Origin of the sequence: Hymenobacter glacialis (genome assembly GCF_001816165.1) — a bacterium.
Lineage (GTDB): Bacteria > Bacteroidota > Bacteroidia > Cytophagales > Hymenobacteraceae > Hymenobacter > Hymenobacter glacialis.
In genome coordinates, this window is record NZ_MDZC01000023.1 from 24,243 (window position 1) to 48,898 (window position 24,656).

Below are 24,656 nucleotides of genomic sequence, written 5' to 3' on the forward strand. Positions count from 1 at the left end.
CAACAAAAAGCACTAGGTAGCTAGTGGGGGCTTTTTGGGTCGTTAGGTTTTCCTGTCCTCAGGAAAGGGCTTTAGCTACCGTTTACTTCTTGGTAATGGTGAACTCCACGCGCCGGTTCTTGGAGCGGGTCTCTTCCTGGTCGTTGCTGGCAATGGGCTTGCTGCCGCCAAAGCCCTCGGTGGTGATGCGGCCGCCGTTGACGCCGTGGCTGCTGAGGTATTTCTTCACCTCGTTCACCCGGTCCTGGCTCAGTTTCAGGTTGAGGGCGGGGTCGCCCTGGTTATCGGTGTGGCCCGAAATCTTGATTTCTACCGAAGGGTATTCCTTCATAATGCGGATGAGACGGGCCAGCTCTGGGTAAGAAGTAGTGTTGAGGTAGTACTTGCTCTGCTGAAAGAAGATGTTGTTCAGCTTCACGGTCTGGCCCACGTTGAAGGGCACCAGGAACAGGTCTTCCTTCTGCTCAGAGTACTTGTCCTTTACCGTTACGTCGAGGTTGGTGTTCTCGGCAATGTAGCCTTTGGCTTCGGCGCGCATGCCGTACTGTATGCCGCTGGGCAGCACAATGGTATAGGAGCCGTCCATGGGGTCGGTTTCCGTCACGCCGATTTCCTCGCCCGTCAGCAGGTTTTCGTAGTGAATAATGGCGCGAATGGGCTTCTTGGTGTTCACGTCGAGCACGCGGCCGGTCACCAGCGTCACTACTTCGGGCTGGAACGCGGGCGCCAGCGAGATGCGGAAAATGTCTTTCGACCCGCCTGTGCCGTTGCGCGACGACACAAGGTAGGCATCCTGGCCGGCGGCCGAAATGGTGTAGTAAGCGTCAAAATCGGGCGAGTTTACCACCGGGCCCAGGTTACGGGGCGTACTCCAGTTGGTCCAGGTATCGTCGAGGCGCTTGCTGTAGAAGATGTCTGACTTACCGTAGCCACCGCGGCCTTCGCTGGCAAAGTATAGGGTCTTTTCGTCGGCTGCCAGAAAGGGCGCAAAGTCCGACTTGTCGGTATTGACGTTGCTGCCCAGGTTTTTGGGCTTGGTCCAGTTATTGGGCATATCCGGCACGGGGAAGCTCACAAATATGTCCTGCCCGCCTTTGCCATCCGGGCGTTCCACGGCCATGAGCAGGGCCTTGCCGGAAGTAGAAAGGAAGAAGTCAACGTGCTCCTTGTCCAGGTTTATAAAATCTTTGATAACCTGCGGCACGGGCGTTGTCCAACCCATGCGGGTGCGTTTGGTGAGGCTACAGCCCAGTGGGTCAATGGTGCCGTCGCGGTTGTAGATGTTAATGAGGATGGCGCTCTGGCCATTGGCCGACACGGAAGCAATGCCGTTGGGGTCGTCGGGGGTGTTCACGGGGCCACCCAGGTTTTTGGCAGGCCCCCAGGTCTTGTTTTTGCCGCTGATGAGCGTCGAAACAAATACATCCTGTGGGTCGCGGCTGCCGCCTACGTTGAGCGGGTTGCTTTCGCGGGCAAAGTACAGCGTGCGGCCATCGGGCGAGATAACGGGGTGCGTGTCCACATAGCGGGTGTTCACGTTCGGCCCCAGGTTTACCAGCGTCGAGTCGAACTGCGTGGACAGGACCGCATCGGGGCCTTTGGGAGCGTCAAACTCCTGCTTTACCATGGTAGCGGCCACGTCGGAAATGCCAATGGCATCAATCTGGTTCACCCCTTCTACCTTGGCCGTGTTCATGTACACTTTCACGCCCAGGGTGCGGTACGCCGCCACCGGGAAGCGGATTTCAAGCGTGCGGAAGGCTTCGGGCAGCGGGCCGGGTTTGTTGTTGGTGTACACCTCATGGCGTTCGCCCTTGGTGTCTACAAGCTCCACTTTGGTTACCGAGCCGGGGTTGAAATTCTCGACAATCGTGACCTGTTGCGCGGCAATGGAGCGGGCAAACCGCACTTCAATGAACTCGTTGGGCCCTTCTTTGCGCGGAATCCAGGCATCGTTGCTGATTTGGCCCAGCGGCAGGGCATTGGGCGTGCTCAGCACCTGCGAAGGAGCAAACGGGTCTTTACCGTCGGCTTTTTGCGAGGACACAGCAACCAACCGAGCGGCCCAAAGAACGCGCTGGGCATGAACTGCCGGAGCTGCCAAAAGCAGGAGTATAGCCACCGGCCCAATAGCCAACAGACGGGATGCAAAAGAATTAATCATAGAATGAATAGTAGAAAATGTAAACTATCAAAGGCACGAGCAAGTCGTGTCATAAGCGGGGTAGGGGCCTAAACGGCGTCATACAAAGCTAACCTAATGAAAAAGTAGTTGCCGGCCCACTCCGGGCGGTGCTATGCTTTTTCGATGAGTCCCCGCAAAGTTAAAGTTTTTGAAGCCATTACCCGCGACAAGACAATGGGTCTCGGCCGTTTGCGCAGCAGTAAGGTCAATTGTTCCACTTGGTAGTGGCACGGGATAAGTGCCAAATTTTGCTAGTAAGTAGAAACATGGGTAGGGGCTGGCGGGCAGCAGTACCTCACTCCCGCGGGCAGCAGGGAACTGGTTGACGGAGGACTTTTGCGCAAAAAGCCCCTGCGGGCGCGAACCCACCAAGGTGGCCGCGCCCGCAGGGGCTTTTTGAATACGTGAAAGCCGTTACGCAGCTGAAATTTCCCTTGGCAGCACGGCCAGTAGGTCTTCCAGTCCGCTCAGAAATTCGGAGGTCGCTGCTTTCCGTTCGGGTTCGGTTGAGGTTTGGGATTCCAGCTGCTCCAGGAAAGGCACCAGGCCCGCCACGCCCAGCAGGCGCAACGACGGCCGCAGCTTGTGCGCTACCGAGGCGGCAGCGGTCCAGTCGGCCCCGGCCAGGGCAGCACGCAGGTCGCCGATGCTAGCTGGGGTATTGGTGTGGAAGGAGGCCAGAATCCGGTTTATGAAGGCAGTGTTGCCATGGGCCGTTTCGTATAGCAGGGCCAGGTCGTAGAGCGGCAAAGGTTCCGTTGGGGCGGTTGCAGGCGGTGGGGCTGCTCCGGAAGCAGGGGCGTCGGGCGCAGCAAATGCCGCGCGGGGCACGTCGATGCCAGCTATGAGTGATGCCAGCTTGCTCAGCAGTTCACTTTCGTCGAATGGCTTGGGCAAGGTGTCGTTCATGCCGGCGGCGGCGTATTTCTCCGCATCGGCCCGGAAGGCGTTGGCCGTGAGGGCCAGAATGGGCGTGGCCGCCCGAAGCGGGTCGGCGTGGGCCCGAATGCGCGCGGTGGCTTCCAAGCCGTTCATGCCGGGCATTTGGATGTCCATCAGCACGGCATGGTAGCGGTGCTCTTCAAACAGCTCCAGGGCTTCGAAGCCACTTGCGGCCTCGTCTACTACCACGCCGTGGCTTTCGAGTAGCAGTTGGGCTACTTCGCGGTTCACGGGGTTGTCTTCCACCAGCAGCACCCGGCAGCCGCGCACCGCCGCTTCCTGTACCGGTTTCACGGGCGCCATTGCCTGTTGGCGCGCTTCCTGGCTGGCCTTGGGTAAGGTGGTGACAAAGGAGAACGAGCTGCCCTGGCCGGGCTGGCTTTGCACCGAGAGCCGGCCACCCATCTGGGCCACCAGCGCCTGGCTGATGCTCAGGCCCAGGCCCGTGCCGCCAAACTGCCGGGTGGTATCGGCATAAGCTTGGGTGAATTCCTGAAAAATGCTTTCCAGCTTGTCCGGTGCGATGCCGATGCCTGTATCGGTTACTCGAAATTCTGTGGTCAGGGTGTTTTCGGTTTCGCTCACAAAGTAGCCGCCCACAGCCACCGTGCCGCCCGCGGGCGTAAACTTGATGGCATTGGAGAGCAGATTGAGCAAAATCTGGTTGAGCCGGTAGGAGTCGCCCACTACCCAGGGCAGGGGGCAGGAGTCGCGCAGCAACGTGCCCACCACCCGGATGCCCTTTTCCCGAGCCTGCACTACCAGCGGCTCTGCGGCCTGGCCCATGGAGTCGCAAAGGTTGAAAGTCGACTTGTCCAGCTCCAGGTTGCCGGAAGTGATTTTAGCCATGTCCAGCACGTCGTTCACCACGCTCAGCAAGTGGCGCCCCGAGTGCTGAATGACGGCGGTGTAGTTGCGCTGCTGCTCGTTGAGGCTGGTTTTGGCCAGCAGGTTGGTCATGCCCAGCACGCCGTTGAGAGGCGTGCGGATTTCGTGGCTCATGTTGGCCAGGAAGTTTTCGCGGGCCGTAGCCGCTGCTTCCGCCGCGTGCTGGGCTCGCTTGAGGGCGGTTATGTCGGTGCTCACGCCCAGCACCTGGGCATTGCCGTCGGCCAGCACCAGCGGGCAGCGCACGGTCTGGTACCAGCGCTCCTCGCCATTGGGCAGCATGAAGGAAATTTGCATGGTGAACGGCTCGCCGCTTTCCAGCACTCGCTGGTCGGCCTGGGCCGTGGCTTTCAGCTCTTCCTTGTCAATGGCGGCCTCCATGGTTGCGGTGTTGGCCAGCGTGCTGACGTGGTGCCGCAGGGCTTTCATCCCCGCGTTTTCAAATACGGTGTGCCCTTCGGCATCGCGCACCCAGATAAGGTTGGGGTTGAGGTCGAGCACCAGGTTGGTGAAGACTTGCTGGGCTTTTACTTCCGATTCGCTCTGGCGGGCGCGGTCCTCGGCCTGACGCCGGTTGGTGATGTCGTGGCCGTAGCACATCACCTTGCGCAGCACCCCATCGGCCCCAAATACGGGTTGGTAGTAGCACTGCCAGTAGTTAGAAATTTCACCGTTGGCCCCCGGCCACTGCTCTTCCCAGCTCACTACCGCCCGGGTACTCACCGCGCGGTCAAACAGGCGCCGTCGGCGTACCGCCAGCGCCTGGGGTAGTTTTTTGGCCTCGCAGCGCTCGGCGAAGGTGGTCCCGATGCGGGCCCGGCGTTCCGCGGAGCTGTCGTCGGCGTAAGGGTTGATGTAGAGGTAGCGCTGGTCGGGGTCGAGCACCGTGGCTACGGCTGGCAAGTGGTTCAGAATGGTTTCGTAGAACTCACGCATTTCCTGTGCCTCCTGCTCGGCTTTCCGTAGGGAGGTCACATCGGTGAGGTAGAGCACGGCGTAGTCGTCCTCTACTATCGGCACTGTGCAAAGATGGTAATGGATGCTCCCGGCTACTATTTGGCTATAGTTGACCTCGCCAGACCGCATGGCCTGGGCAACTGCCTTCACCAGCAGGGGCCGCGTGCGCGACGGTCCGGTGGTTTCCAGCTCGTGGGCCAGCACACTGGCTGCCGCGTTGGCAAAAAGCAGCTCTCCTGTCACGCTCACCCGCAGCAGCGGGTTGGGATTGAAGAGCGGGATGCGGCTCAACGCCTGCAAACGCGCTGTTTCGGCTTCGGCCTGTTCGCGGCGGGCGCGTTCAGCCAAAAGGAGTTCACGCAGCTCCGTGGGGTCGGTGGGTAGGGCGTCGGCAGTCATAGCACTACAAAGATGTTCCACAATGCGCAGAGGATGGGGTTTTCCTCCCAAGAAGCAAGCAATACTTCGTTCCACACCGCAAAGACGCTGATTTAGACTGGACTTCCTAGCCCGCCTAGCCCGCCCCGGTTGAAAATCCAAAAGCCCTCCTTCGGCCAGAAAGGAGGGCTTTTTGTTGTTTTAGACACCACGAAATCAGTAGTGTCGATTCGCGGCAGCTCTAAACTGCTTCGGCAGCACCGGCAAAAAAAGCCAATGCCGCCGAGGCACACCGCCTGAACGCGGTTTTACAGCTCCTTGCGCAGCCGGGCCACCGGAATGTTGAGCTGCTCGCGGTATTTGGCCACGGTGCGGCGGGCAATGTTGTAGCCGCGGGCGTTGAGCATTTTCTCCAACTTGTCGTCGCTCAGCGGCCGTTCCTTGCTCTCGTTGCCGATGAGGTCCTTTAGAATGCTTTTTACCTCGCGGCTGCTGGCGTCTTCGCCCGAGTCGGTGGCAATGCCTTCGGAGAAAAAGTACTTGAGCGGATAAATACCGAACTCCGTCTGAATGGATTTCGAGTTTGCCACCCGGCTCACCGTCGAAATGTCCATGCTAATCATCTGGGCGATGTCCTTCAGAATCATGGGCCGGAGCTTGCTCTCGTCGCCTTCCACGAAGAACTCGCGCTGCAGCTCCACAATGGCGTTCATGGTGCGCAACAGCGTGTTCTGGCGCTGCCGGATGGCGTCGATAAACCACTTGGCCGAGTCCAGCTTCTGTTTCACGAAGGTCACGGCCTCCTTCATCTTCTGGTCTTTCTTGGCGGCCTTGTCGTATGTCCGGAACATCTCGGTGTAGGCCGGGCTCACGCGCAGCTCGGGAGCGTTGCGGGCGTTCAGGGTCAGGTTGAAAACGCCGTTGTCGTTCGTCAGAATGAAGTCCGGCATCAGGTACTGCGTCTTGCCCAGGCCGCTGGGGCCGCTGCCGCCGGGCTTGGGGTTCAGCTTCAGAATCACGTTGATGGCCTCTTTCAGCTCGTCATCTTCCAAATCCAGCTTCTGCTGAATGCGCGGGTAGTGCTTCTTGCTGAACTCCTCAAATGTGTCGGTGAGGATGCGCTCGGCGTTCACCGTATTCTCGTCCTGCGGGCGCCGCTCCAGCTGCAGCAGCAGGCATTCGGGCAGGTCGCGCGCGGCAATGCCAGCTGGGTCGAAGCCCTGCACCACGCGCAGCACGGCCTCAATTTCGGCCACGGTTACTTCCAGATTCTGCGAAAAGGCCAGGTCGTTGGCAATGGCCGACAGGTCGCGCCGGATGTAGCCGTCGCCATCAATAGAGCCAATGAGCTGCTGGCCAATAGCCCCCTGGCGCTCGTCGAGGTCGGCGAAGTGCAGCTGGTCCATGAGCGAGTCCATGAGCGAGCCGCTGGTGTCGGCCAGCGGGGTGTCGCGCTCCTCTTCTTCGCCGGGGCCGTCGCCCTGCATCTTGTAGCCGGCTATCTCGTCGTCGTTGAGGTAGTCGCTCAGGTCGAGGTCGGTATTATCGGGGGCGGCTTCGGTGTCTACCGGGCCTTCGTCCTTGGGCATCAGGTCGGGCTCGGGCATTTCTTCGGCCATTTCCTGGTCGCTGCCGCGGTCGTCAAAATCCTCGTCCAGCGTGTTCTCGTCGTTGTCGAGGCCGGCGTCCGGGTCGTCATCGGCGTCGTCGCTGTCCTCGTCGCGCTCCATTTCTTCGGGCTCGTCGGCTTCGTCTTCTTCCAGGGCCGGGTTCACCTCCATCTCCTCTTTGATGCGGGTGTCCAGCTCGGCCGTAGGAATCTGCAGCAGCTTAATAAACTGAATTTGCTGCGGGCTAAGCTTTTGAGAAAGGAGCTGTTTGAGGTCGAGGCGTTGCATAGACACGAAAATACGGAAAGCGCGGGCCGGTGGTCGTTTTTACTAAAATTTGACCTGAAAAGTTAGGGTAGGTTTGCCTGGTGTAAGGTTCGTTTTTACAATCCGACTTCCGGCGTTGACTAACTGGCACCAATGAACCCTGTCGCTGCCACATTTCGGCAATCCTACAACAGCACATCAAACGTCAGCGCTGGCACCAGCAGCAACTTGCGCCGCACGGCCCGCATATTGTCCTCCACGTAGCCGGCCTCAAATCCATTGGCCACCAGCGTATTGATGCCCAACCGAAAATTCGGGCTGAAGCGCAGATTTACGCCCAGGCCACCACCCAGGTTCACATCCTGCAGGTTTCCCTTGTCATACCCCACGTCCCAATGGTAGAGAGAGTACACGGCACCGAGGCCAATACCCGCCTCGATTAGCTTGTTCTTCAGCGGCAGGTAGTAGGTGAGCAGTGCCACGCCACCCCCACCGTACTCGTTTGCGCGCTGGTAATCGAATTGCTGCACGCCAGCCAGTCGGGCGCCAAAGTCCTTCAAAAACCGAGCTTCTGCCTGTACACCAAGGGCTTTGGGGTTGCCCAAAATTCCTAGTGCAATGCGGTAGGGTGGGTAAGACAATCTTTTTACCGGTGCGTCCTGGGCATGCGCCCCGAAGCTGAAAGTCAGCGCCGCTGTCAGCGAGGCGAACAGGATATTTTTCATGGGATGACGAGCGGGGAAGAATTATAGCTCGGATGGTAAATCTACTCGCCGCACTCCTCTTTTTCGTCGTCTCATCCCCTTTCACGGTAATAAATAAGCCAGATGGCTGAGCTGGGAGCGGCGGCTTACTCTTAAAAACTGCTGATGAGCGTGTGAAGGAGACTACGTTCCTACCTTTGCTGATTCACCCGCTTCCCCGCAAGTTATGTCCCTCAAACGGTCCACCGTCAAAGCACTTCTGGCCAGCCAGGAGCTCGACCGCGAAGTCCTCGTCAAAGGTTGGGTTCGCACCCGCCGCGGCAACAAATACGTGCAGTTTATTGCCGTGAACGACGGCTCCATTCTCCACAATATTCAGGTGGTGGCCGATGCCGAAAAATTTCCCGAGGAAGACCTGAAAGATGTCACCACGGGCTGCTGCGTAGCCATTCGGGGCAAGCTGGTGGCCTCGCAGGGCAAGGGCCAGACCGTAGAAATTCAGGCTGCTGAAGTTACCGTGCTGGGCAAGTCGGACCCCGAGGCGTACCCGCTGCAAAAGAAGGCCACCTCGCTGGAGCACCTGCGCGAAATTGCCCACCTGCGTCCCCGCACCAACACGTTTGGGGCGGTGCTGCGCGTGCGCCACGCGCTGGCCTTTGCCATTCACGACTATTTCAACAAAAACGGCTTTTTCTACGTCCACACGCCCATCATCACCGGTTCCGATGCCGAGGGCGCGGGCCAGATGTTCCGCGTGACTACGCTGCCGCCCGAGCACCCGCCCCGCACCGCCGACGGCTCGGTGGACTACTCAGAAGACTTCTTTGGCAAGCAAACCAACCTCACCGTGTCGGGCCAGCTCGAAGGCGAGCTAACCGCCCTGGCGCTGGGCAGCGTCTACACCTTCGGCCCCACATTCCGGGCCGAAAACTCCAACACGGCCCGCCACCTGGCCGAGTTCTGGATGGTTGAGCCCGAAGTGGCCTTTAACGAGCTTGAGGAAAACATGGACCTGGCCGAGGATTTTCTCCAAAGCCTGGTGAAGTACGCCCTGGAGCACTGCGCCGACGACCTGGCCTTTCTCAACGAGCAGTACGACAAGGAGCTGCTGGGCCGCCTGCACTTCGTAGTGGATAACGCTTTCCAACGCCTTACCTACACCGAGGCCGTGGAAATTCTGAAAGCAGCCAAGCAGAAATTTGAATTCCCCGTGGACTGGGGCACCGACCTGCAGAGCGAGCACGAGCGGTACCTGGTGGAGAAACACTTCAAGAAGCCGGTTATCCTTACCAATTACCCCAAGGAAATCAAGGCCTTCTACATGAAGCTGGACGAAGACGGCCGCACCGTGCGCGCCATGGACGTGCTGTTTCCTGGCATCGGCGAAATCATCGGCGGCTCGCAGCGCGAGGAGGACTACACCAAGCTCACCACCCGCATGGCCGAAATGCACGTGCCCACCGACGAGCTGGACTGGTACCTCGACACCCGGCGCTTCGGCACCGCGCCGCACGCCGGTTTTGGCCTGGGCTTCGAGCGCCTGGTGCTGTTCGTGACGGGCATGAGCAACATCCGCGACGTGATTCCCTTCCCGCGCTATCCCAAGAACGCGGCGTTTTAGCCCACAAAAAAAGGCGGCCCCACACGGGGTCGCCTTTTTTTTGCATCTGTTGGGTGCGGGCCGGGCTACTTCTTACCCTTGCCTTTGCCTTTGCCTTTGCCCTTGTCATGGTCTTTGTACTTGCCGTGGTCGTCGTGCTTGTCTCGCTGCTCGTATCGACGGTCATCGTCGCGGCGGTCATTGGGGAGCCGCACACGGGGAGTGCGCACGCCAGGCAGGACATCGCCGTTGCGGTTACGGCCATAATCCCGGTCGCGGTCATAGTCTCGGTTGCGGTCGTCATTACGGCCGCGGTACTGCTTTTTGGCTTGTCCGGGAGGTAATCCGCCGTTGCTGGGGTTGCTGCGGTAGCCCTGCTTTTTGGCTTGGCCAGGCGGCAGGGCACCGTTGCTGGGATTGCCGCCGCGGGGAAAGCGCGTGCGGTACTCATCGTAGCGGGACCAGGGCTGGTCGCCAACGTAGTCTACCACAACAGGGTGAAAGTTGCGGGTATCATAGCCAGAGAGATTGCTGGTACGAATCCAGCGGCCGTCGCGCCGCACTACGTACTGGCGGGCCGGCACGTCGTAGAAGCCGTTGGTTTCGGGAATGTAGTAGTACTGCTGGCCCGAAGCCACGGCCGGGCCCCAACTTGGTGGGGCCACGTTGACGTTGACCTGGGCGTGCGCGGCCGGAGCCACGGCCAGCGCTACTACTGCTATGAAAGCAAAGCGCAGGGCAATGAGGAGGTTTTTCATGAGGGTTTGGGTTAAAAGTCAGAGGTAATGCTGCTCCTCTGGCAAGGACAGTGCCAGTAAGCTGTGGGCTGGTACGCGGGCGTAGGAATCAGGGTTCGGGCGGAGTATCTACTTGCGTGGGCACAAACCGCGGTGCATTCCTGTTGTGCACCAACGGGCCGGCCGCAATTGACCGTTGCAGAGGCGCGGTATTCTTTTCCTATTAGCCTTTGGGCTCCCTTTTTCGTACCTTTGCGCACTTATTCGCTGCGTTTCTGAATGGCCAAAAAATCCACTGCTACCCCGGTTGCCCCAGCCCCCAAAGCCAAAGCAGCGGCCCCCAAAGCACCCGCCAAAAAGGCCGCCACCCAAGCCGCTGAAACCGCTGCCACCGTGCGCGATATGACCGAGCTGCCCGCTGCCGGCCCCACCACGGCCCACACGCACGGCCAGCTCAACGGCCACAGCCCCGCCACCCAGCATCTCGAAGCCCCGTTTATTGAGGTGTACGGCGCCCGCGAGCACAACCTGAAAAACGTGAGCGTGAAGATTCCGCGCAACCGGCTGGTGGTGTTCACGGGCATTTCGGGTTCGGGCAAGAGTAGTCTGGCCTTCGATACCATCTATGCCGAAGGGCAGCGGCGCTACATGGAGACGTTTTCGGCCTACGCCCGCAGCTTCATGGGCGGACTGGAGCGGCCCGACGTGGACAAGATTGAGGGCCTGTCGCCGGTTATCAGTATCGAGCAGAAAACCACCTCGCGCAACCCGCGCTCCACGGTGGGCACCATCACCGAGATTTACGACTTCCTGCGCCTGCTCTACGCCCGCACGGCCGAGGCCTTCAGCTACGCCACGGGCAAGAAGATGATTCGGCAGAGCGACGACCAGATTATCAACTACATCCTGCGCTATTTCGATGGCAAAAAGCTGGTGGTGCTGGCACCCGTGGTGAAGGGCCGCAAGGGCCACTACCGCGAAGATTTCCAGAAAATTGCCAAGCTGGGCTTCACCAAAGTGCGGGTAGATGGCGAAATCCTCGACATCACGCCCAAGATGCAGGTAGACCGCTACAAGATTCACGACATCGAAATCGTGATTGACCGGCTGGTGGTGAAGGAAGAGGACCGGTTCCGCCTCAGCGGCTCGGTGCAGAACGCCCTCACGCACGGCAAGGGCACCATGCTGGTGCTCGACCCCGACGCCAAGGGCGAAAAAGGCAAGCCGCAGTTCTTTTCGCGCTTCCTCATGGACCCCACCACCGGCATTGCCTACGACGACCCGGCGCCCAACACGTTCTCGTTCAACTCGCCCTACGGCGCCTGCCCCACCTGCAACGGCTTGGGCGAGGTGCAGGAGATAACGGAAGAAAGCGTGATGCCCGACCGCAAGCTGAGCATCAGCCGGGGCGGCATCGCACCATTGGGCGAGTACCGCGACATCTGGATTTTCCAGCAGTTGCAGCTCATCCTCAAAAAGCAGAAAGCTACCCTGAACACGCCGCTCGAAAAGCTGCCCGAGGACGTGCTCAAGCGCCTGCTCCACGGCATTACGGAGGACGAGGCTGACGACAGCAAAACCCAGTACACGGAGGCATTCGAGGGCATTATCCCCTTCCTGCGCCGGCAGATGGACTCCGAATCGGACAACATCCGCGAGTGGATTGCGCAGTACGCGCAGGCCCAGACCTGCCCCGAGTGCAGTGGCTACCGCCTCAAAAAGGAGAGCCTGCACTTCAAGATGGACGGCAAGAACATCGGCGAACTCTCGGTAATGGACCTGAACGACCTGGCCGCTTGGTTTGAGGGCCTGGAAAGCCGCCTGACCGACCGCCAGAACGTCATCGCCCGCGAGCTGCTGAAGGAAATCCGCAAGCGCATTGGCTTCCTGCTGGAAGTGGGCCTCGACTACCTGAACCTGCACCGCCCGGTGCGCACCTTGAGCGGCGGCGAAAGCCAGCGCATTCGCCTCGCCACCCAGATTGGCACCCAGCTCGTGGGCGTGCTCTACATCATGGACGAGCCCAGCATTGGCCTGCACCAGCGCGACAACGAGCGGCTGATTAAGGCCCTGCAGCACCTGCGCGACATTGGCAACTCCGTCATTGTGGTGGAGCACGACAAGGACATGATTCTGCACGCCGACCACGTGCTGGACATTGGCCCCGGCGCGGGCATTCACGGCGGCCAGATTGTGGCCTCGGGCACGCCGCAGGAGATTCTGAACTCCGGCTCGCTCACCTCGCAGTACCTCAGCGGGCAGAAGCACATCGAAATGCGCAAGAAGAAGCGCAAGGGCGAAGGCGCGGAGCTGGTGCTGAAGGGCGCCAAAGGCAACAACCTCAAAAACGTGACGCTAAAAGTGCCCTTGGGCAAGCTGGTGGCCGTGACCGGCGTATCGGGCTCGGGCAAAAGCACGCTCATCCACGACACGCTGTACCCCATTCTCAACCACCATTTCTTCAACGCCAAGCGCGAGCCGCTGGCCTATGGCAGCATTGAAGGACTGGATTTGGTAGACAAGGTGATTGAAGTAGACCAGTCGCCAATTGGCCGCACGCCGCGCTCCAACCCGGCCACTTACACGGGCGTGTTCACCGAAATTCGCCAGCTGTTTGGCGAGATGGCGGAAGCTAAGATTCGCGGCTACGGCCCCGGCCGCTTCTCCTTCAACGTGAAGGGCGGGCGCTGCGAAACCTGCGAGGGCGCCGGCATCCGCACCATCGAGATGAACTTCCTGCCCGACGTGCACGTGCCCTGCGAAACCTGCAAAGGCCGCCGTTACAACCGCGAAACGCTGGAAGTACGCTTCAAAGGCAAGTCCATCACCGACATCCTCGACATGACCGTGGAGAAGGCCGTGGAGTTTTTCGAATACCAGCCCCGCATCCTACGCAAAATCAAGACGCTGAACGACGTGGGCCTGGGCTACCTCACCCTCGGCCAGCAGGCCACCACGCTCTCCGGCGGCGAAGCCCAGCGCGTGAAGCTCGCCACCGAGCTCAGCAAAAAGGACACCGGCAAGACCTTCTACATCCTCGACGAGCCCACCACCGGCCTGCACTTCGAGGACATCAACCACCTTGCCGACGTGCTCCAGAAGCTGGCCGACAAGGGCAATACCGTCCTCATCATCGAGCACAACCTCGACCTGATTAAGGTAGCCGACCACGTCATCGACATCGGCCCCGAAGGCGGCGCGGGCGGCGGCATGATAGTGGCCCAGGGCACCCCCGAGCAGGTAGCCAAGTCCGACAAAGGCCACACCGCCCGCTTCCTGGCCGAGGAACTGAAGGTGAGCAAATACGCAGAGGCCAAGTTGGAAAAAGCCTGATAAAATATTGAAATAGCAAATAGCTGATTTTGAATCAATACCGCTGAAGACCCCGCTGTCTGGGAGTCTTCGGCGGTGTTTTTATTGGCAGAGCTGAAGAATAACGGTAGATTAGCCACTCCCCTTTACTTTTTCTGCGAATGATAAAGTCGATTCTCTTCTCTGGTCTGCTCGCGGTGGCCATTGCCACGGCCCCACCCAAAAGCACCCGCTGGACGGGCACCATCAGCAACGGCATGAAGGGCGATAAAATCAGCTTTGTGGTTTCGCCCGATGGCAAAATGCTGTCTGACCTGGCGTTTGACGGCTATTGGCGGTGCAGCGGCCGGCTGGAACGCCAGGTGACGGGCCCCAGGGGCCTATTCCCCATCGTGAACGGCAAAGTGAGCGGCGTGGCCCTTGACCCGCCCACCGGCAGCAACTGGCGCTTCGAACTGCAGGGCGACTTTGCAGGCAAATCTGCCGCCGCAGGCACGTTTCGCATGGACATTGCCGGCCTGAGCTGCGACTCGCGCCAGCTGCACTGGGCTGCGGCTCCGGTTCGCTAGCTTCTGAACCCCGGTAGCTAGATTAAAACGCAAAAAGCCCACCTGCGCAAAGCAAGTGGGCCTGCAGGCGGCAAATGCGGGCGCTGGCCTACATCTTCATGTTGGAGTCCATTTTGGCCATGTTCAGGTGCTGCTCCACCACTGGTACCGTTTTGGCAATGAAAGCCTTGAGGTCGGCATCCTGCGTCATTTTCTCGTGAGCACGCATGGTATTGGCTGTTTTTTGGTGGTCCGTCACCATTTGGGCCATGTACCTCTGTTCAAAAGCTTTGCCCGAGAGCTTCTCCATGCTGGGGACCATGGCCTTGTGCTCGGCATCCATGTCGGTGGGTAGAGTCACGCCTTTCTTAGCCGCGATGGCCTTCAGGTCGGCCGTCGATTTGGTATGGTCGGCAATCATTTTGTCGGCCATTTCTTTGGCTGGTCCGGTTACACCCTTGGCCAGCGCCATTTTGCTCTGCTGAATTTCGTTCTGGTCGCTGTGGGCGGCCGTCATCATAAATTCATTATCGTTTTTGTGAGGACCAGTGGGGCCATTGGGGTCGCCCATGCCCATGGCGTCACCCGCGCCCTCGGGCATGGCCGTCGTCATGGAGTCGCTGCCCATTTCCGAGCCGGTCATGGTGTTGTCGCCTTCAACAGCGGCAGATTTATTGGCGTCGCCGCAGGAGGACAAGGCAAGCAGGCCCGTAACCAGCAAAGGAAGAAAAACGCGTTTCATATTTGAAAGGGGTTTGTGAATAGGATTGCAGGGTAAATGCTACTGCCACAGCCCGGACGGACAGGCTCCAAGGCTGCGGAAATGATGCGTTGTACGGAAAAATCAGGCAGTTGTGTTGCGTAAAAACAGGTGCTTTAATGAAGAAATTTAGATAAGGTGAACCGTGCGAATGAGCAAAGCAGAGCCGTAGGCACACAAAAAAAACCTGCGCTGTAGCAGCAACAGGTTTTGGTATGCGAAATTCAGGAGCAGGCTGATTCTTAACTGAGGCGCCTAATTCGACCAGCTTCAACAAGCAGGTAAAATGCAATAATAGCGCAGCGCCAGCGGGCTCTTTCTACGGCAGGTCTTCGATGGTGTCGGCTACTTCCTCGGCGCCGGCCAGCTCTTGCTGCACAGGCGTGTGGAACTTGGCCGCAAAGCCGCGAATGTCGCCATCGTAGGCATCCTCTTTCATGTCGTCCAAGGCATCTTCGTCCTGCTTCTGCGCTTTTAGGAGCAAGTCTATCACGTCCTTGTCAAGCTGGCTGCCGGCTTTGGTGCTCACTTCGTGGTAAGCCGCCTGCTCATCGCCGCCCAGCGCCGAAGGAACCACCAGGTTTTTGGCTGCTGCCAGCGCCCGTACGGCGCTCAGCAGTTCCAGGCGCTGCTGCACGAGCCGGGTGCCGTAGGCGCGCACCACGGGCGTAGTGGCCCGCGCTTGTGCCAGCTTGCCCAGTTCCACCTCCAGCAGGGCGTTGCTGGTGATTTTCACCAGGAATTCGGCGTCAGCCTCCTGCTTGGCCGTTACGTCCTCCGCGCCGATTTTCTGCTCGTTTTCGGCCGTGGCCGAATCCCCAGCGTCGGTGCTGCCGCCCGATGAGCATGCGGCCAGCCCCGGCAGCCCAGCCGCCACGAACACTAGTAAGCGCCACGTAGGCCAGGAGAACGACGAAAATAAACGCATAGGGCGAAGGAAAAATGAGCGGGTCAGGATGGATTTGGTTTCATACGCCTGCTTCGCGGTCAGGTTATTTCGGCAGCAGCCGAACTTTTTTAACCCAGGTGTTAAACCTGACCGGGGCCGCGCATTCCAACCGCCGCCAACGCAGTTCACCTGCCCAGTTCTCACACCTCAACCTAACTCATTTACTCCTCCATCATGCGCACCACGTCCCTCCGTTCCTTGGCTTTTGCCTGCCTTGCCAGCGGCCTGTTGCTTGCCACCGGTTGCAAGCGCGACTTCGATGCCATGCCCGATGAGGACATCACTTCGGCCGAAGACCGCAGCGAAGCCAACATCGAAACGGCTGTCAGCTCGGATGCCGCGGAGGCCTCTGCCCCGGTAAACGTGGACAACGCCGCGGCCGGGTTCAACTCTACCGATGCCGAGTTTCGTGCCAAATTTGCCCCTGCGCCACCCGTACCTACACGGCCAGCACCCGCACGCTGGTTATTGATTTCGGCACGGGCTGCGCCTGCCCCGACGGCCGTTTCCGCAGCGGCCAGGTTATCGTGCGCTTCACCACGGACGTGAACCGCCGCATCGCCGGGTCGGTTGTTCGCCGCAAAAACTACTTCGTGAACCACAACCAGCACAAGGCCACGCGCACCTTCACCGACCTCGGTTTGGGCTCGTTCAACGTTGTGGTGGATAGCGCCAGCATCATCCGGGCCAACAACGGCGGCACCCATTCCTGGACGGCCAACTGGACGTTCACCCGCACCGCCGGCTTCAACACGCCTCTTGTGCATTCTGATGATGTGTATACCGTGACCGGCGGCGCCAACGGCACCAACCGCCGCGGGATGACCTACACCACCACCATCCAATCGCCCCTTATCAAGCGCGGCGACTGCTTCAAGTACTTAGTGCAGGGCACCCTCACCATCAGCAACACCAATGGCAAAACCCTGCTGCTGAATTACGACCCCAGCGGCACCCACGACTGCGACCGCATTGCCAGCGTAACCGTGAACGGCCGCACGCGCACGATTACGCTGCGGTAATTTCCGAGGCTCCTAAGTTTACAAAAAAGCGCCTGCTGATTTCAGCAGGCGCTTTTTATGGTGTATGCAGAGGGTCTATTTCGTTGTGTGTGCATCCACACCTGTTGGCTATTAGGGGTGCCATGGCTACCTGCCTAACACGGTGCTCGCACCTTAGCTGTGGCGGTGTTTTGCGACAGTTCTGCTTGCTCATGACGCAGCCGGGGTGCGTTGGTGCATGACAAAAATGCAAGAGATTACCTTGCTGCCAGTCAGAACCTCGGTGGCGTGCGCAGAGCAGGCGCCGGCCGGGCGCGGCGACTGTTTCAAGTATTTTGTAGAAACTATGGTAAGAATTGTCAACACCAATGGCAAAAACCTGCTGCTTAACTACCACCCCAGCAGCGCCTATAACTGCACGTGGATTAGCAAAGTGACAGTGATGGTAAACAGCCGCACGATTATTATGCAGTAATAAGCATACAAGAATAACCACCCGAAATGCTTAGCTTTTTGAATAAAAAATGGCTTATATGCTAAGTCGTTTAAATAATAAAAATGGTAATTTATAAATTAGCATATAATTTGGTGAAATATCCTAGCGGCTTGTTACAAGACCTTACTAGACAATACAAGCAGTTATAGAATACATGCTTGCACCAAAAGCGTTAGTACGCAAAAAAGCCCTGAACTACGAGTTCAGGGCTTTTTTTAATCTCCTTATAAAGAGATAAGCATATTAGCAAGGGTTAGCACCAATCCATGCTCCGATGCGGCCCGCTGCTGCTTGTAGAGCCAACTGGTCAATTAGTGGGAGGGCAGTTATCGCAGTCGTTGATTTTAGGTTGATTGATGATAAAAGTTCATTGATAAGTGCGACATCAGCACTAACTGACCCCTTAGTTGCATCATTCGGGTCGTACTGGCCTGGGCCAGTATAGTTATTAGAAGCAAAACTCAATTGAATGCTAGCAGCTTGGAAAAAAGCCCTTGCGTAGACATTACCTGCTTTGCCTTTGTACCTATCCCACAGAAGAGCCCCTTCAGATTGAGTTACTGTAGTACCACCTACAGTAACGCTTGTCATCGGCCATTCCACTTTCCCGTTATTATCAAGCGGTTTTGCAAAATAGAAGCCCTGTGAAAAAGAGCACGAAGAGGTGATTTCCACAATTTCACACCCTGGTACTGTTACGCTTACAGGTTGGCATATAGTAGAATACTTTACCCATGCTGTTCCAGTGCTTGTACCAACATGGCCAGGTAATGAGAAGCTAATTGTGTAAGAGTCAGTGCTGTTACGAGCACCTGAGAAGTTGTCAATCTTGAAAAAATTGGGAACTCCTGATAGGTCACAAGTGCCGTTTCCACCACCCTCGGTGTTTGTAACAGTCAAACCAGTAAAAGTATTGCCTCCAGATACGACGGTCACGTTGAATACGTCAGATGCTGTGTACTTATAGGTGCCATCTGCATTCAGACAAGGTAGCGTCATATTGAAGTGGCTGATATCAAATGTTGCGCCGTTAGCAGGTGCTACTACGTAAGTGAAAGTAGTCGACTGACTTGAAATTGAGTAGGTTGTCCCTGTAAAAGTCACACTGTAAGATCCTGCTGGCTGGGCGTCTTGGCTTAGCATCGCGATTGATGGTTCAACTTCCATTTTCTGCTTATCGCAGCCGGTGATGAACAGTGCCGTAGCCAAAGCGCCGGCTGAGATGAGTTTATGAAACTGGTTCATGGTATGGTGGGCTTAAAATGTGAATGTTATTCGTTTGAGTTGTATAAATTTGCAAACTATATTTTATTCATACAATATATAATTAGAAAGTTTATATAAAAATTGACAAATTTAAGTACAATATAATCTTTATATTATTAATAGTCAGCCAATTAAATGTTTTAAAGCCGCAAAATAATGTTTTATTAAATGAAAATATTAATAAAACATTTATAATTATAAATTTATTTTACTTAGTAAAGCCATAAAAAGTGTCAAAATGCATATTCAATTACCTAAAAAGGTAAGTAGCCTACCGGCGGCAGCCCTATGCAACAGGGGTGCTACCGGTAGGCTACTGCCTATACATCAAAACAATAGAAGAAAAGAAGGCCTAAACGCCTTTGAACATCGGCTTGCGCTTCTCGCTAAACGCCTTCACCCCTTCAAAATAGTCCTCTGATTCGCCAGCAATCTGTTGGCAATGCGCTTCATAGTCCAGCATCTCGTCGAGGGTGGCGGCGCCGGCCTTGTTCAGCATCTGCTTGATGAGGCCGATGGATTTGGTAGGCGCGGAGGCGTAGCGCGTGGCCAGGGCGTAGGTGGCCTCGTCCAGTTGGTCGGGGGCCACCACCTGGTTCACCAGGCCCAGGCGCAGCGCCTCTTCGGCCGGTACTTTGGTGCCCAGGCTGCACAACTCAAAAGCCTTGAGGGTGCCCACCAGCCGCGGCAAAAACCACGACGAGCCCGAGTCCGGCACCAGTCCGATGTTGATGAACACCTCAATCAGCGAGGCATCGGTGCTGGCTACCAGCGCATCGCAGGCTAGCGCCAGGGAACAGCCCGCCCCCGCCGCTACCCCGTTAATCCGGCCAATAATGGGCTTGGGCAACGCCCGCATGGCCCGGATAATGGGGTTGTAGCGCTTGTGCAGCGAGTCGTAGAACGAGCGTTTTTCGGCGCCCTGAGCGGCTTTCAGGTCCTGGCCCGAGCAGAAGGCCCGGCCCGCTCCGGTGAGCACCACGGCCCGTACGGCCGCGTCGCGCGCTACCTGCTTCAGCGCATCCTGCAGCTCATAGCTTAGCGGGTCGTTGAAGGCGTTGAATACGTCGGGACGGTTCAGGGTAATGGTGGCCACGCCGTCGGGGCGCACGTCGTAGAGCAGGCTGGTGTATTCCATTGGGTAAATGAGCGAATGGGTGAATGACCGCAAAGAACGTCATGCCGAGCCTGTCGTTCTTTACATCCATATCATGTACTACAGGCCCAGCAGCGCTTCTGCCACCACCAAATCCTCGGGAGTAGTGATTTTCAGGTTGCGGTAGTCGCCCTCCACCAGCTGCACGCGGCACAGGTCTTCCACTACTGTCGCGTCGTCGGTGAAAGACGCGAGCTCGGGCATGGCATAGGCCCGGCGCAGCAGGTCGATTTCAAAGGTTTGCGGGGTTTGCATCAGGCGCAGGCGGCTGCGGTTCTGGGCCGCCGAGCCGTGTTGCGACAGCAGCCGCACCGAGTCCTTCGGCATTACGGCAGCGGCGGCGGCGGCGTGGGTAGCGGCGGCCGCGTAGGTGCGCTCCACCACCAGGCGCGACACCAGCGGCCGCACGCCATCGTGCACGGCCACCAGGCCTTCGGGGTGCTCTTTTAAGGCAGCCAGGCCGGCTTTTACCGAGGCCCAGCGTGTAGCTCCGCCGGCCACCAGCGTGTGCGCAATGCTCACCTGGTACTGCTGGCACAGCTGCTCCCAGGTATTGAGCTGGTTGGCGGGTAGCACCACCACTATTTTCTCAACCGCGAGCGCCGCCTCCGCAAAGCGGCGCAGCGTGTGCAGCAGTACCGGCTCGCCGCGCAGCAGCAGGAACTGCTTGGGCCGGTCGGCGGCCATGCGGCTGCCGCTGCCGCCCGCCACCAGAATGGCGTAGCGGGGAGCTTGGGGACTTGGGAGCCTGGGGGCCTGGTTTGAAGGAACGGGATTTTTCATCGGCGCGAAGTTCAGCTTAAAGCAGTTCTATCAAAAAAGAACGCCGGAATTCCTGGGGAGGAATTCCGGCGTAAAAATCAACAGTGAAGGAAACGCGGCGGATAAGAGAACCAAGTTCCCAGTCCCCCGAGTCCCCAAGTTCCTGCTTACAGAATCAGCATGGCATCGCCGTAGCTGAAGAAGCGGTACTTCTCCTTGATGGCTTCTTTGTAGGCCTCCATCAACAGGGGGTAGCCGGCAAAGGCAGCGGCCAGCATGATGAGCGTGCTCTCCGGCATGTGAAAGTTGGTGAGCAGCGCGTTGGCGATTTTGAAGTCGTGGGGCGGGAAGATGAACCGGTCAATCCAGCCCTGGGTGGGCTTCATGCGGGCATTGGCCGACACCGATGCCTCCATGGCGCGCACGGTGGTGGTGCCTACGGCGCACACCCGGCGCTTGGTGTCCAGGGCCTTGTTCACCACATCGCAGGCCGGAGCCGTCACCACGAAGTTCTCGGAGTCCATCTTGTGCTTGGTCAGGTCTTCCACATCCACCGTGCGGAACGTGCCCAGGCCCACGTGCAACGTCACGAACGCCGGCTCGATGCCTTTGATTTCCATGCGCTTCATCACCTCGCGGGTGAAGTGCAGGCCAGCCGAAGGAGCGGCCACTGCGCCAATGTTCTCGGCGTAGATGGTCTGGTACCGCTCTTTGTCGGCGGGCTCGGTTTCGCGGTTGATAACTTCCTTGGGAATGGGGGTTTCGCCCAGCTCGTAGAGGGCCTTGCGGAACTCCTCGTCGGTGCCATCAAACAGGAACTTGATGGTCCGGCCACGCGAGGTGGTGTTGTCGATTACCTCGGCCACCATGTCGGACTCGCCGAAATACAGCTTGTTGCCCACCCGGATTTTGCGGGCCGGGTCCACGAGCACGTCCCAAAGGCGCAGCTCCTTGTTCAGTTCGCGCAACAGGAACACTTCAATCTTGGCGCCGGTCTTTTCCTTGTTGCCGTAGAGACGGGCCGGAAAAACCTTGGTGTCGTTGAACGCAAACACGTCGCCCTCAACGAAGTAATCCAGAATGTCTTTGAAAGCGCGGTGCTCAATCTGGCCAGTGGCGCGGTGCACCACCATCAGGCGACTTTCGTCGCGGTTGCGGGCCGGATGCAGCGCCACCAATTCTTCGGGGAGTTCGAACTTGAACTCGTGCAATTTCATCGCCATAGGGCAGTATTGGGGGGAAGATACGGAAATTTGGGGAGGCAAAAGTACGGCTTTTATTTGATATCCTCATTTTGAATACCGCACGGCATCGGGCTGGCCACGTAGCGAAATGCCTGTAAGCCAACCAGCCCACGGGCAAGCTCACCACGCCTGCGTCACCTTTAGCCGCAACTTTGCTGGCAGTTTCCGTCTTTTGACCTCGGATACCACTCCTTACGGGTATTCACGCCTTTATGCTGACTCTTCGTCTCACTTTTGAAAGCTTTCGTTTCGCCTGGGACGCACTCAAGTCCAACTTATTGCGCACCATACTGTCGCTGTTGGGGGTCACGGTGGGCATTTTTTCTATTATCTCCGTCTTCACCATCGTCGACTCGCTGGAGTCCAACATCCGGAGCAGTATGAATTTTGTGGGCGACAAGGTCATTTACATTGAGAAGTGGCCCTGGACGTTCGGGGCCGATTACCCCTGGTGGAAGTATTTCAACCGACCCGTGCCCACGGTGCGGGAATACCAGGCGCTGCGCAAGCAGCTCAGCGCCAATAACAAAGGCATTGCCATCTTCGCCGCCAAAAGCGGCAACACGCTCAAAGCCGGTACCAACTCGGTGTCGGACTGTGCGGTGCAGGGCGTGAGCTACGACTACCGGGTGGTGAGCAGCGTGCCGCTGGAAGACGGCCGCTACTTCACCAACCAGGAAATGGTGTCATCCCGGCCGTGGCCATTATTGGGGCCACCATTGCCGAAAACCTGTACCCGCAGGGTGGCGCGCTGGGCCGCGAGTTCAAGCTGCGCGGCCTCTCCTTCGTTATCATCGGCGTGATGGAAAAGGAGGGCAAAAAGCTGCTCGACACCCCCAGCAACGACTCCAACGTGCTGGTGCCCTTCGACACGTTTGTTAAGATATTCGGGTTGAGCACCTCCGGCATGGGGGGGCCTTCGCCCCGCATTGGCGTGAAAGGCCGCGATGAAGACGCGGGGCTGCTCGACCTGGAGTACGAAATGCGGGGCGTGATGCGCAACCTGCGCGGCCTAAAGCCCCGGGAGGACGATAATTTTGCGCTGAACCGCCCCGAAATGATTGCCGGCCAAATCACCCAGCTATTTAGCGTGATTGGCGTGGTGGGGGGCGTCATTGGCTCCTTCGCCATTCTGGTGGGCGGTTTCGGCATTGCCAACATCATGTTCGTGTCGGTGCGCGAGCGCACCAATATCATTGGCATCCAGAAGTCGCTGGGGGCGAAGAACTTTTTTATTCTGTTTCAGTTTTTGTTTGAAGCCGTGTGCCTTTGCCTGATTGGGGGCCTGGCGGGCTTGCTGTTGGTGTGGCTGGTCACGCTGGTGCCGCAGGATGCCCTGCCGCTCGGTATGTCGGCCGGGCGCATTATTCTGGGCCTGCTGGTATCCGTAGGCATCGGCGTCATTGCCGGCATCGTGCCGGCCATCATGGCCGCCAACCTCGACCCGGTTATTGCCATCAGGGCCAAGTAAGCCACCACGCGCACCAGCCGTAGGGCGTTGGCCGAGGAGGCCGCTGTCCCAGGCCCGTATTCACCCACTCTACACTTTCCAGCCCCCTCCCGGCGGCCTGACTGCATGATACTTCCCGCGTTTTTAAAATATGAATTTTTGGGCAACACCATCGGCCAGTATCTGGTGGCGGTGCTCATCCTGCTGGTTGGCAGCGCGTTTCGCCGGCTCTTTTCGCGGCTGCTCAGCAAGCTGCTGTTTGCCCTCACCAAGCGCTACACCGGCGGTGTGAGCGAGGATGAGCTCCACAGTCTGCTCATTCAGCCGCTTTCGGTGCTGCTGCTGGTGGTTACCCTGCAGCTGGCTGGCGCCACGCTCACGTATCCGCACGGACCCACGGCGGTGGCGGCGGGCGGCCAGCTGCCGTGGCATGAGGTGCTGCTGCTGCGCCTGCTGGCCCTGGCCTTTATTGTGGCGGCGGCGCGGGTGGCCCTGCGCCTCGTCGATTTTGCACTGCTCGTGACTTCGCGCCGCGCTACCCTGCGCGCCGCGCCGGGCCCCACCCGGCTGGACAACCAGTTCCTGCCCTTCGCTAAGGATTTGCTGAAAGTGTTTTTAATCATTGTGGCCACCCTGATAGCCTTGGGGCAGGTCTTCAACGTGAACGTGACGGCCCTGATTGGGGGCCTGGGCATAGGCGGGCTGGCGGTGGCGTTTGCGGCCAAAGAGAGCCTCGAAAACCTCATAGCCTCCTTCACCATTTTTCTGGACCAGCCTTTTGGGGTGGGCGACCTCGTGACGGCGGGCCCGGTGAGCGGCACCGTGGAAAAGATTGGCTTCCGCAGCACCCGCCTGCGCACCGCCGAGAAAAGCTACCTCACCGTGCCCAATAAAAGCATGATTGATAAGCCCCTCGATAACCTTTCGCTGCGCACGTCCCGCCGCGTGGGATTTTCGCTCACCTTCGACCATTGCACCACCAGCGCCCAGCTGCACGCCATCATCGCGGACGCCGTGGAAATAATGAAGGCACATTCGCTAGTGACCCAGGACGTGCAAATGAAATTCAGTGCCCTGACGCCCATTGGCAAGGAAGTAAGCGTGCAGTACTTTGTAGAAACCACCAGCTACGACAAGTACCTGGATGTGAAAGAAGACCTCAACTACCGGCTCGTGGAGGTGGTAGAGCACCACGGCGGGCTGTTTTCCTCCGCGGCGGTGGCTGCAGCAAATAGCGGGAAAAGCTAGACGCAGAAAATACGGCCAGAGATGGTCAACCACCCACTCAGGTGCCTGCCCAAATCAATAGGCACCGTGTCGCAGCTGCAAAATTGAATGTGAACAGAAAGGCTAAAAGCTAATGGCTGGAAGCCATTAGCTGCTTAAGCACATAGAAAAGGCCATTCAAACGAATGGCCTTTTCTATTCATAGCGCAGAAAGAAA

19 protein-coding genes and 1 pseudogene are annotated in these 24,656 nt (G+C 58.2%); 9 read left to right on the forward strand and 11 right to left on the reverse strand.

Annotation, left to right across the window (positions count from 1 at the left end; all coding sequences use genetic code 11):
* Positions 1–82: 82 nt before the first annotated feature.
* From BEN48_RS02840 to BEN48_RS02855, 4 genes are all read right to left on the reverse strand, one after another.
* Positions 83–2,047, reverse strand: a complete 1,965-nt coding sequence (locus BEN48_RS02840; protein ID WP_158010083.1) for an OmpA family protein — start codon at positions 2,045–2,047, stop codon at positions 83–85.
* A gap of 552 nt (positions 2,048–2,599) precedes the next feature.
* Positions 2,600–5,371 carry a response regulator gene (locus BEN48_RS02845; protein ID WP_070732756.1) on the reverse strand — a complete coding sequence of 924 codons (2,772 nt, stop codon included), beginning with the start codon at positions 5,369–5,371 and terminating at the stop codon, positions 2,600–2,602.
* Positions 5,372–5,658: 287 nt separating this feature from the next.
* Positions 5,659–7,248 (reverse strand): RNA polymerase factor sigma-54, encoded by a 1,590-nt coding sequence (rpoN, locus tag BEN48_RS02850; protein ID WP_083320699.1) that lies wholly within the window; start codon positions 7,246–7,248, stop codon positions 5,659–5,661.
* A gap of 164 nt (positions 7,249–7,412) precedes the next feature.
* Positions 7,413–7,952 carry a hypothetical protein gene (locus BEN48_RS02855; protein WP_070732758.1) on the reverse strand — a complete coding sequence of 180 codons (540 nt, stop codon included), beginning with the start codon at positions 7,950–7,952 and terminating at the stop codon, positions 7,413–7,415.
* Positions 7,953–8,157: 205 nt separating this feature from the next.
* Between BEN48_RS02855 and asnS the strand changes: the two genes are divergently transcribed.
* Entirely contained in the window at positions 8,158–9,552 is a 1,395-nt protein-coding gene (gene asnS / locus BEN48_RS02860; protein WP_070732759.1) for an asparagine--tRNA ligase, read from the forward strand.
* 65 nt (positions 9,553–9,617) lie between these two features.
* On the opposite strand, the gene BEN48_RS02865 is transcribed toward asnS, so the two are convergent.
* Positions 9,618–10,289 (reverse strand): hypothetical protein, encoded by a 672-nt coding sequence (locus tag BEN48_RS02865; protein WP_070732762.1) that lies wholly within the window; start codon positions 10,287–10,289, stop codon positions 9,618–9,620.
* Positions 10,290–10,547: 258 nt separating this feature from the next.
* Here BEN48_RS02865 and uvrA point away from each other — a divergent pair, with 258 nt between their 5' ends.
* Positions 10,548–13,601 (forward strand): excinuclease ABC subunit UvrA, encoded by a 3,054-nt coding sequence (gene uvrA / locus BEN48_RS02870; protein ID WP_241502150.1) that lies wholly within the window; start codon positions 10,548–10,550, stop codon positions 13,599–13,601.
* Between the two features lie 140 nt (positions 13,602–13,741).
* Positions 13,742–14,149 carry a hypothetical protein gene (locus BEN48_RS02875; protein WP_070732764.1) on the forward strand — a complete coding sequence of 136 codons (408 nt, stop codon included), beginning with the start codon at positions 13,742–13,744 and terminating at the stop codon, positions 14,147–14,149.
* A gap of 88 nt (positions 14,150–14,237) precedes the next feature.
* Here the strand turns inward: BEN48_RS02875 and BEN48_RS02880 are convergent, their stop codons facing one another.
* Positions 14,238–14,870 carry a DUF4142 domain-containing protein gene (locus BEN48_RS02880; protein ID WP_083320700.1) on the reverse strand — a complete coding sequence of 211 codons (633 nt, stop codon included), beginning with the start codon at positions 14,868–14,870 and terminating at the stop codon, positions 14,238–14,240.
* Between the two features lie 337 nt (positions 14,871–15,207).
* A complete protein-coding gene (locus tag BEN48_RS02885) occupies positions 15,208–15,816 on the reverse strand; it encodes a DUF4142 domain-containing protein (RefSeq protein ID WP_083320701.1) in 609 nt (202 codons plus the stop codon).
* A 195-nt stretch (positions 15,817–16,011) separates the two neighbouring features.
* Here BEN48_RS02885 and BEN48_RS18550 point away from each other — a divergent pair, with 195 nt between their 5' ends.
* The 3 genes from BEN48_RS18550 to BEN48_RS19920 all read left to right on the forward strand — a co-directional run bounded on the left by BEN48_RS18550 (position 16,012) and on the right by BEN48_RS19920 (position 17,313).
* A complete protein-coding gene (locus tag BEN48_RS18550) occupies positions 16,012–16,386 on the forward strand; it encodes a hypothetical protein (RefSeq protein WP_125932445.1) in 375 nt (124 codons plus the stop codon).
* On the forward strand, positions 16,365–16,859 hold the full coding sequence (locus tag BEN48_RS02895) for a hypothetical protein (RefSeq protein WP_070732769.1): 495 nt from the start codon (positions 16,365–16,367) through the stop codon (positions 16,857–16,859). The genes BEN48_RS18550 and BEN48_RS02895 overlap by 22 nt, the downstream gene beginning before the upstream one ends.
* A 325-nt stretch (positions 16,860–17,184) precedes the next feature.
* Positions 17,185–17,313: a hypothetical protein gene (locus tag BEN48_RS19920; protein WP_262490072.1), complete on the forward strand. Its 129-nt coding sequence runs from the start codon at positions 17,185–17,187 to the stop codon at positions 17,311–17,313.
* Between the two features lie 264 nt (positions 17,314–17,577).
* Here BEN48_RS19920 and BEN48_RS18555 read toward each other — a convergent pair whose 3' ends face one another.
* From BEN48_RS18555 to queA, 4 genes are all read right to left on the reverse strand, one after another.
* Positions 17,578–18,579, reverse strand: a complete 1,002-nt coding sequence (locus tag BEN48_RS18555) for a hypothetical protein (protein ID WP_125932446.1) — start codon at positions 18,577–18,579, stop codon at positions 17,578–17,580.
* 373 nt (positions 18,580–18,952) lie between these two features.
* The gene (locus BEN48_RS02900) at positions 18,953–19,738 is read right to left on the reverse strand and encodes an enoyl-CoA hydratase-related protein (protein ID WP_070732770.1); all 786 of its coding nucleotides are present in this window, start codon (positions 19,736–19,738) and stop codon (positions 18,953–18,955) included.
* 78 nt (positions 19,739–19,816) lie between these two features.
* Positions 19,817–20,539 (reverse strand): 2-C-methyl-D-erythritol 4-phosphate cytidylyltransferase, encoded by a 723-nt coding sequence (locus BEN48_RS02905; protein ID WP_070732772.1) that lies wholly within the window; start codon positions 20,537–20,539, stop codon positions 19,817–19,819.
* 146 nt (positions 20,540–20,685) lie between these two features.
* Positions 20,686–21,735 (reverse strand): tRNA preQ1(34) S-adenosylmethionine ribosyltransferase-isomerase QueA, encoded by a 1,050-nt coding sequence (queA, locus tag BEN48_RS02910; RefSeq protein WP_070732774.1) that lies wholly within the window; start codon positions 21,733–21,735, stop codon positions 20,686–20,688.
* A gap of 239 nt (positions 21,736–21,974) precedes the next feature.
* Here queA and BEN48_RS20000 point away from each other — a divergent pair.
* The 3 genes and pseudogenes from BEN48_RS20000 to BEN48_RS02920 all read left to right on the forward strand — a co-directional run.
* Positions 21,975–22,591 (forward strand): annotated as a pseudogene (locus BEN48_RS20000) (ABC transporter permease); the annotation flags it as partial.
* Positions 22,592–22,924: 333 nt separating this feature from the next.
* Entirely contained in the window at positions 22,925–23,233 is a 309-nt protein-coding gene (locus BEN48_RS20140) for an ABC transporter permease (RefSeq protein ID WP_394330920.1), read from the forward strand.
* A gap of 138 nt (positions 23,234–23,371) precedes the next feature.
* Positions 23,372–24,460: a mechanosensitive ion channel family protein gene (locus BEN48_RS02920; RefSeq protein ID WP_158010084.1), complete on the forward strand. Its 1,089-nt coding sequence runs from the start codon at positions 23,372–23,374 to the stop codon at positions 24,458–24,460.
* Positions 24,461–24,656 lie beyond the last annotated feature (196 nt).

Excerpts from the sequence above, each read along its gene's own strand:
- BEN48_RS02845 (WP_070732756.1), bottom strand. The coding sequence starts at position 5,371 with ATGACTGCCGACGCCCTACCCACCGACCCCACGGAGCTGCGTGAACTC.
- rpoN (WP_083320699.1), bottom strand. The coding sequence starts at position 7,248 with ATGCAACGCCTCGACCTCAAACAGCTCCTTTCTCAAAAGCTTAGCCCG.
- BEN48_RS02855 (WP_070732758.1), bottom strand. The coding sequence starts at position 7,952 with ATGAAAAATATCCTGTTCGCCTCGCTGACAGCGGCGCTGACTTTCAGC.
- asnS (WP_070732759.1), top strand. The coding sequence starts at position 8,158 with ATGTCCCTCAAACGGTCCACCGTCAAAGCACTTCTGGCCAGCCAGGAG.
- BEN48_RS02865 (WP_070732762.1), bottom strand. The coding sequence starts at position 10,289 with ATGAAAAACCTCCTCATTGCCCTGCGCTTTGCTTTCATAGCAGTAGTA.
- uvrA (WP_241502150.1), top strand. The coding sequence starts at position 10,548 with ATGGCCAAAAAATCCACTGCTACCCCGGTTGCCCCAGCCCCCAAAGCC.
- BEN48_RS02875 (WP_070732764.1), top strand. The coding sequence starts at position 13,742 with ATGATAAAGTCGATTCTCTTCTCTGGTCTGCTCGCGGTGGCCATTGCC.
- BEN48_RS02880 (WP_083320700.1), bottom strand. The coding sequence starts at position 14,870 with ATGAAACGCGTTTTTCTTCCTTTGCTGGTTACGGGCCTGCTTGCCTTG.
- BEN48_RS02885 (WP_083320701.1), bottom strand. The coding sequence starts at position 15,816 with ATGCGTTTATTTTCGTCGTTCTCCTGGCCTACGTGGCGCTTACTAGTG.
- BEN48_RS18550 (WP_125932445.1), top strand. The coding sequence starts at position 16,012 with ATGCGCACCACGTCCCTCCGTTCCTTGGCTTTTGCCTGCCTTGCCAGC.
- BEN48_RS19920 (WP_262490072.1), top strand. The coding sequence starts at position 17,185 with ATGGTAAGAATTGTCAACACCAATGGCAAAAACCTGCTGCTTAACTAC.
- BEN48_RS18555 (WP_125932446.1), bottom strand. The coding sequence starts at position 18,579 with ATGAACCAGTTTCATAAACTCATCTCAGCCGGCGCTTTGGCTACGGCA.
- BEN48_RS02900 (WP_070732770.1), bottom strand. The coding sequence starts at position 19,738 with ATGGAATACACCAGCCTGCTCTACGACGTGCGCCCCGACGGCGTGGCC.
- BEN48_RS02905 (WP_070732772.1), bottom strand. The coding sequence starts at position 20,539 with ATGAAAAATCCCGTTCCTTCAAACCAGGCCCCCAGGCTCCCAAGTCCC.
- queA (WP_070732774.1), bottom strand. The coding sequence starts at position 21,735 with ATGAAATTGCACGAGTTCAAGTTCGAACTCCCCGAAGAATTGGTGGCG.
- BEN48_RS20140 (WP_394330920.1), top strand. The coding sequence starts at position 22,925 with ATGTTCGTGTCGGTGCGCGAGCGCACCAATATCATTGGCATCCAGAAG.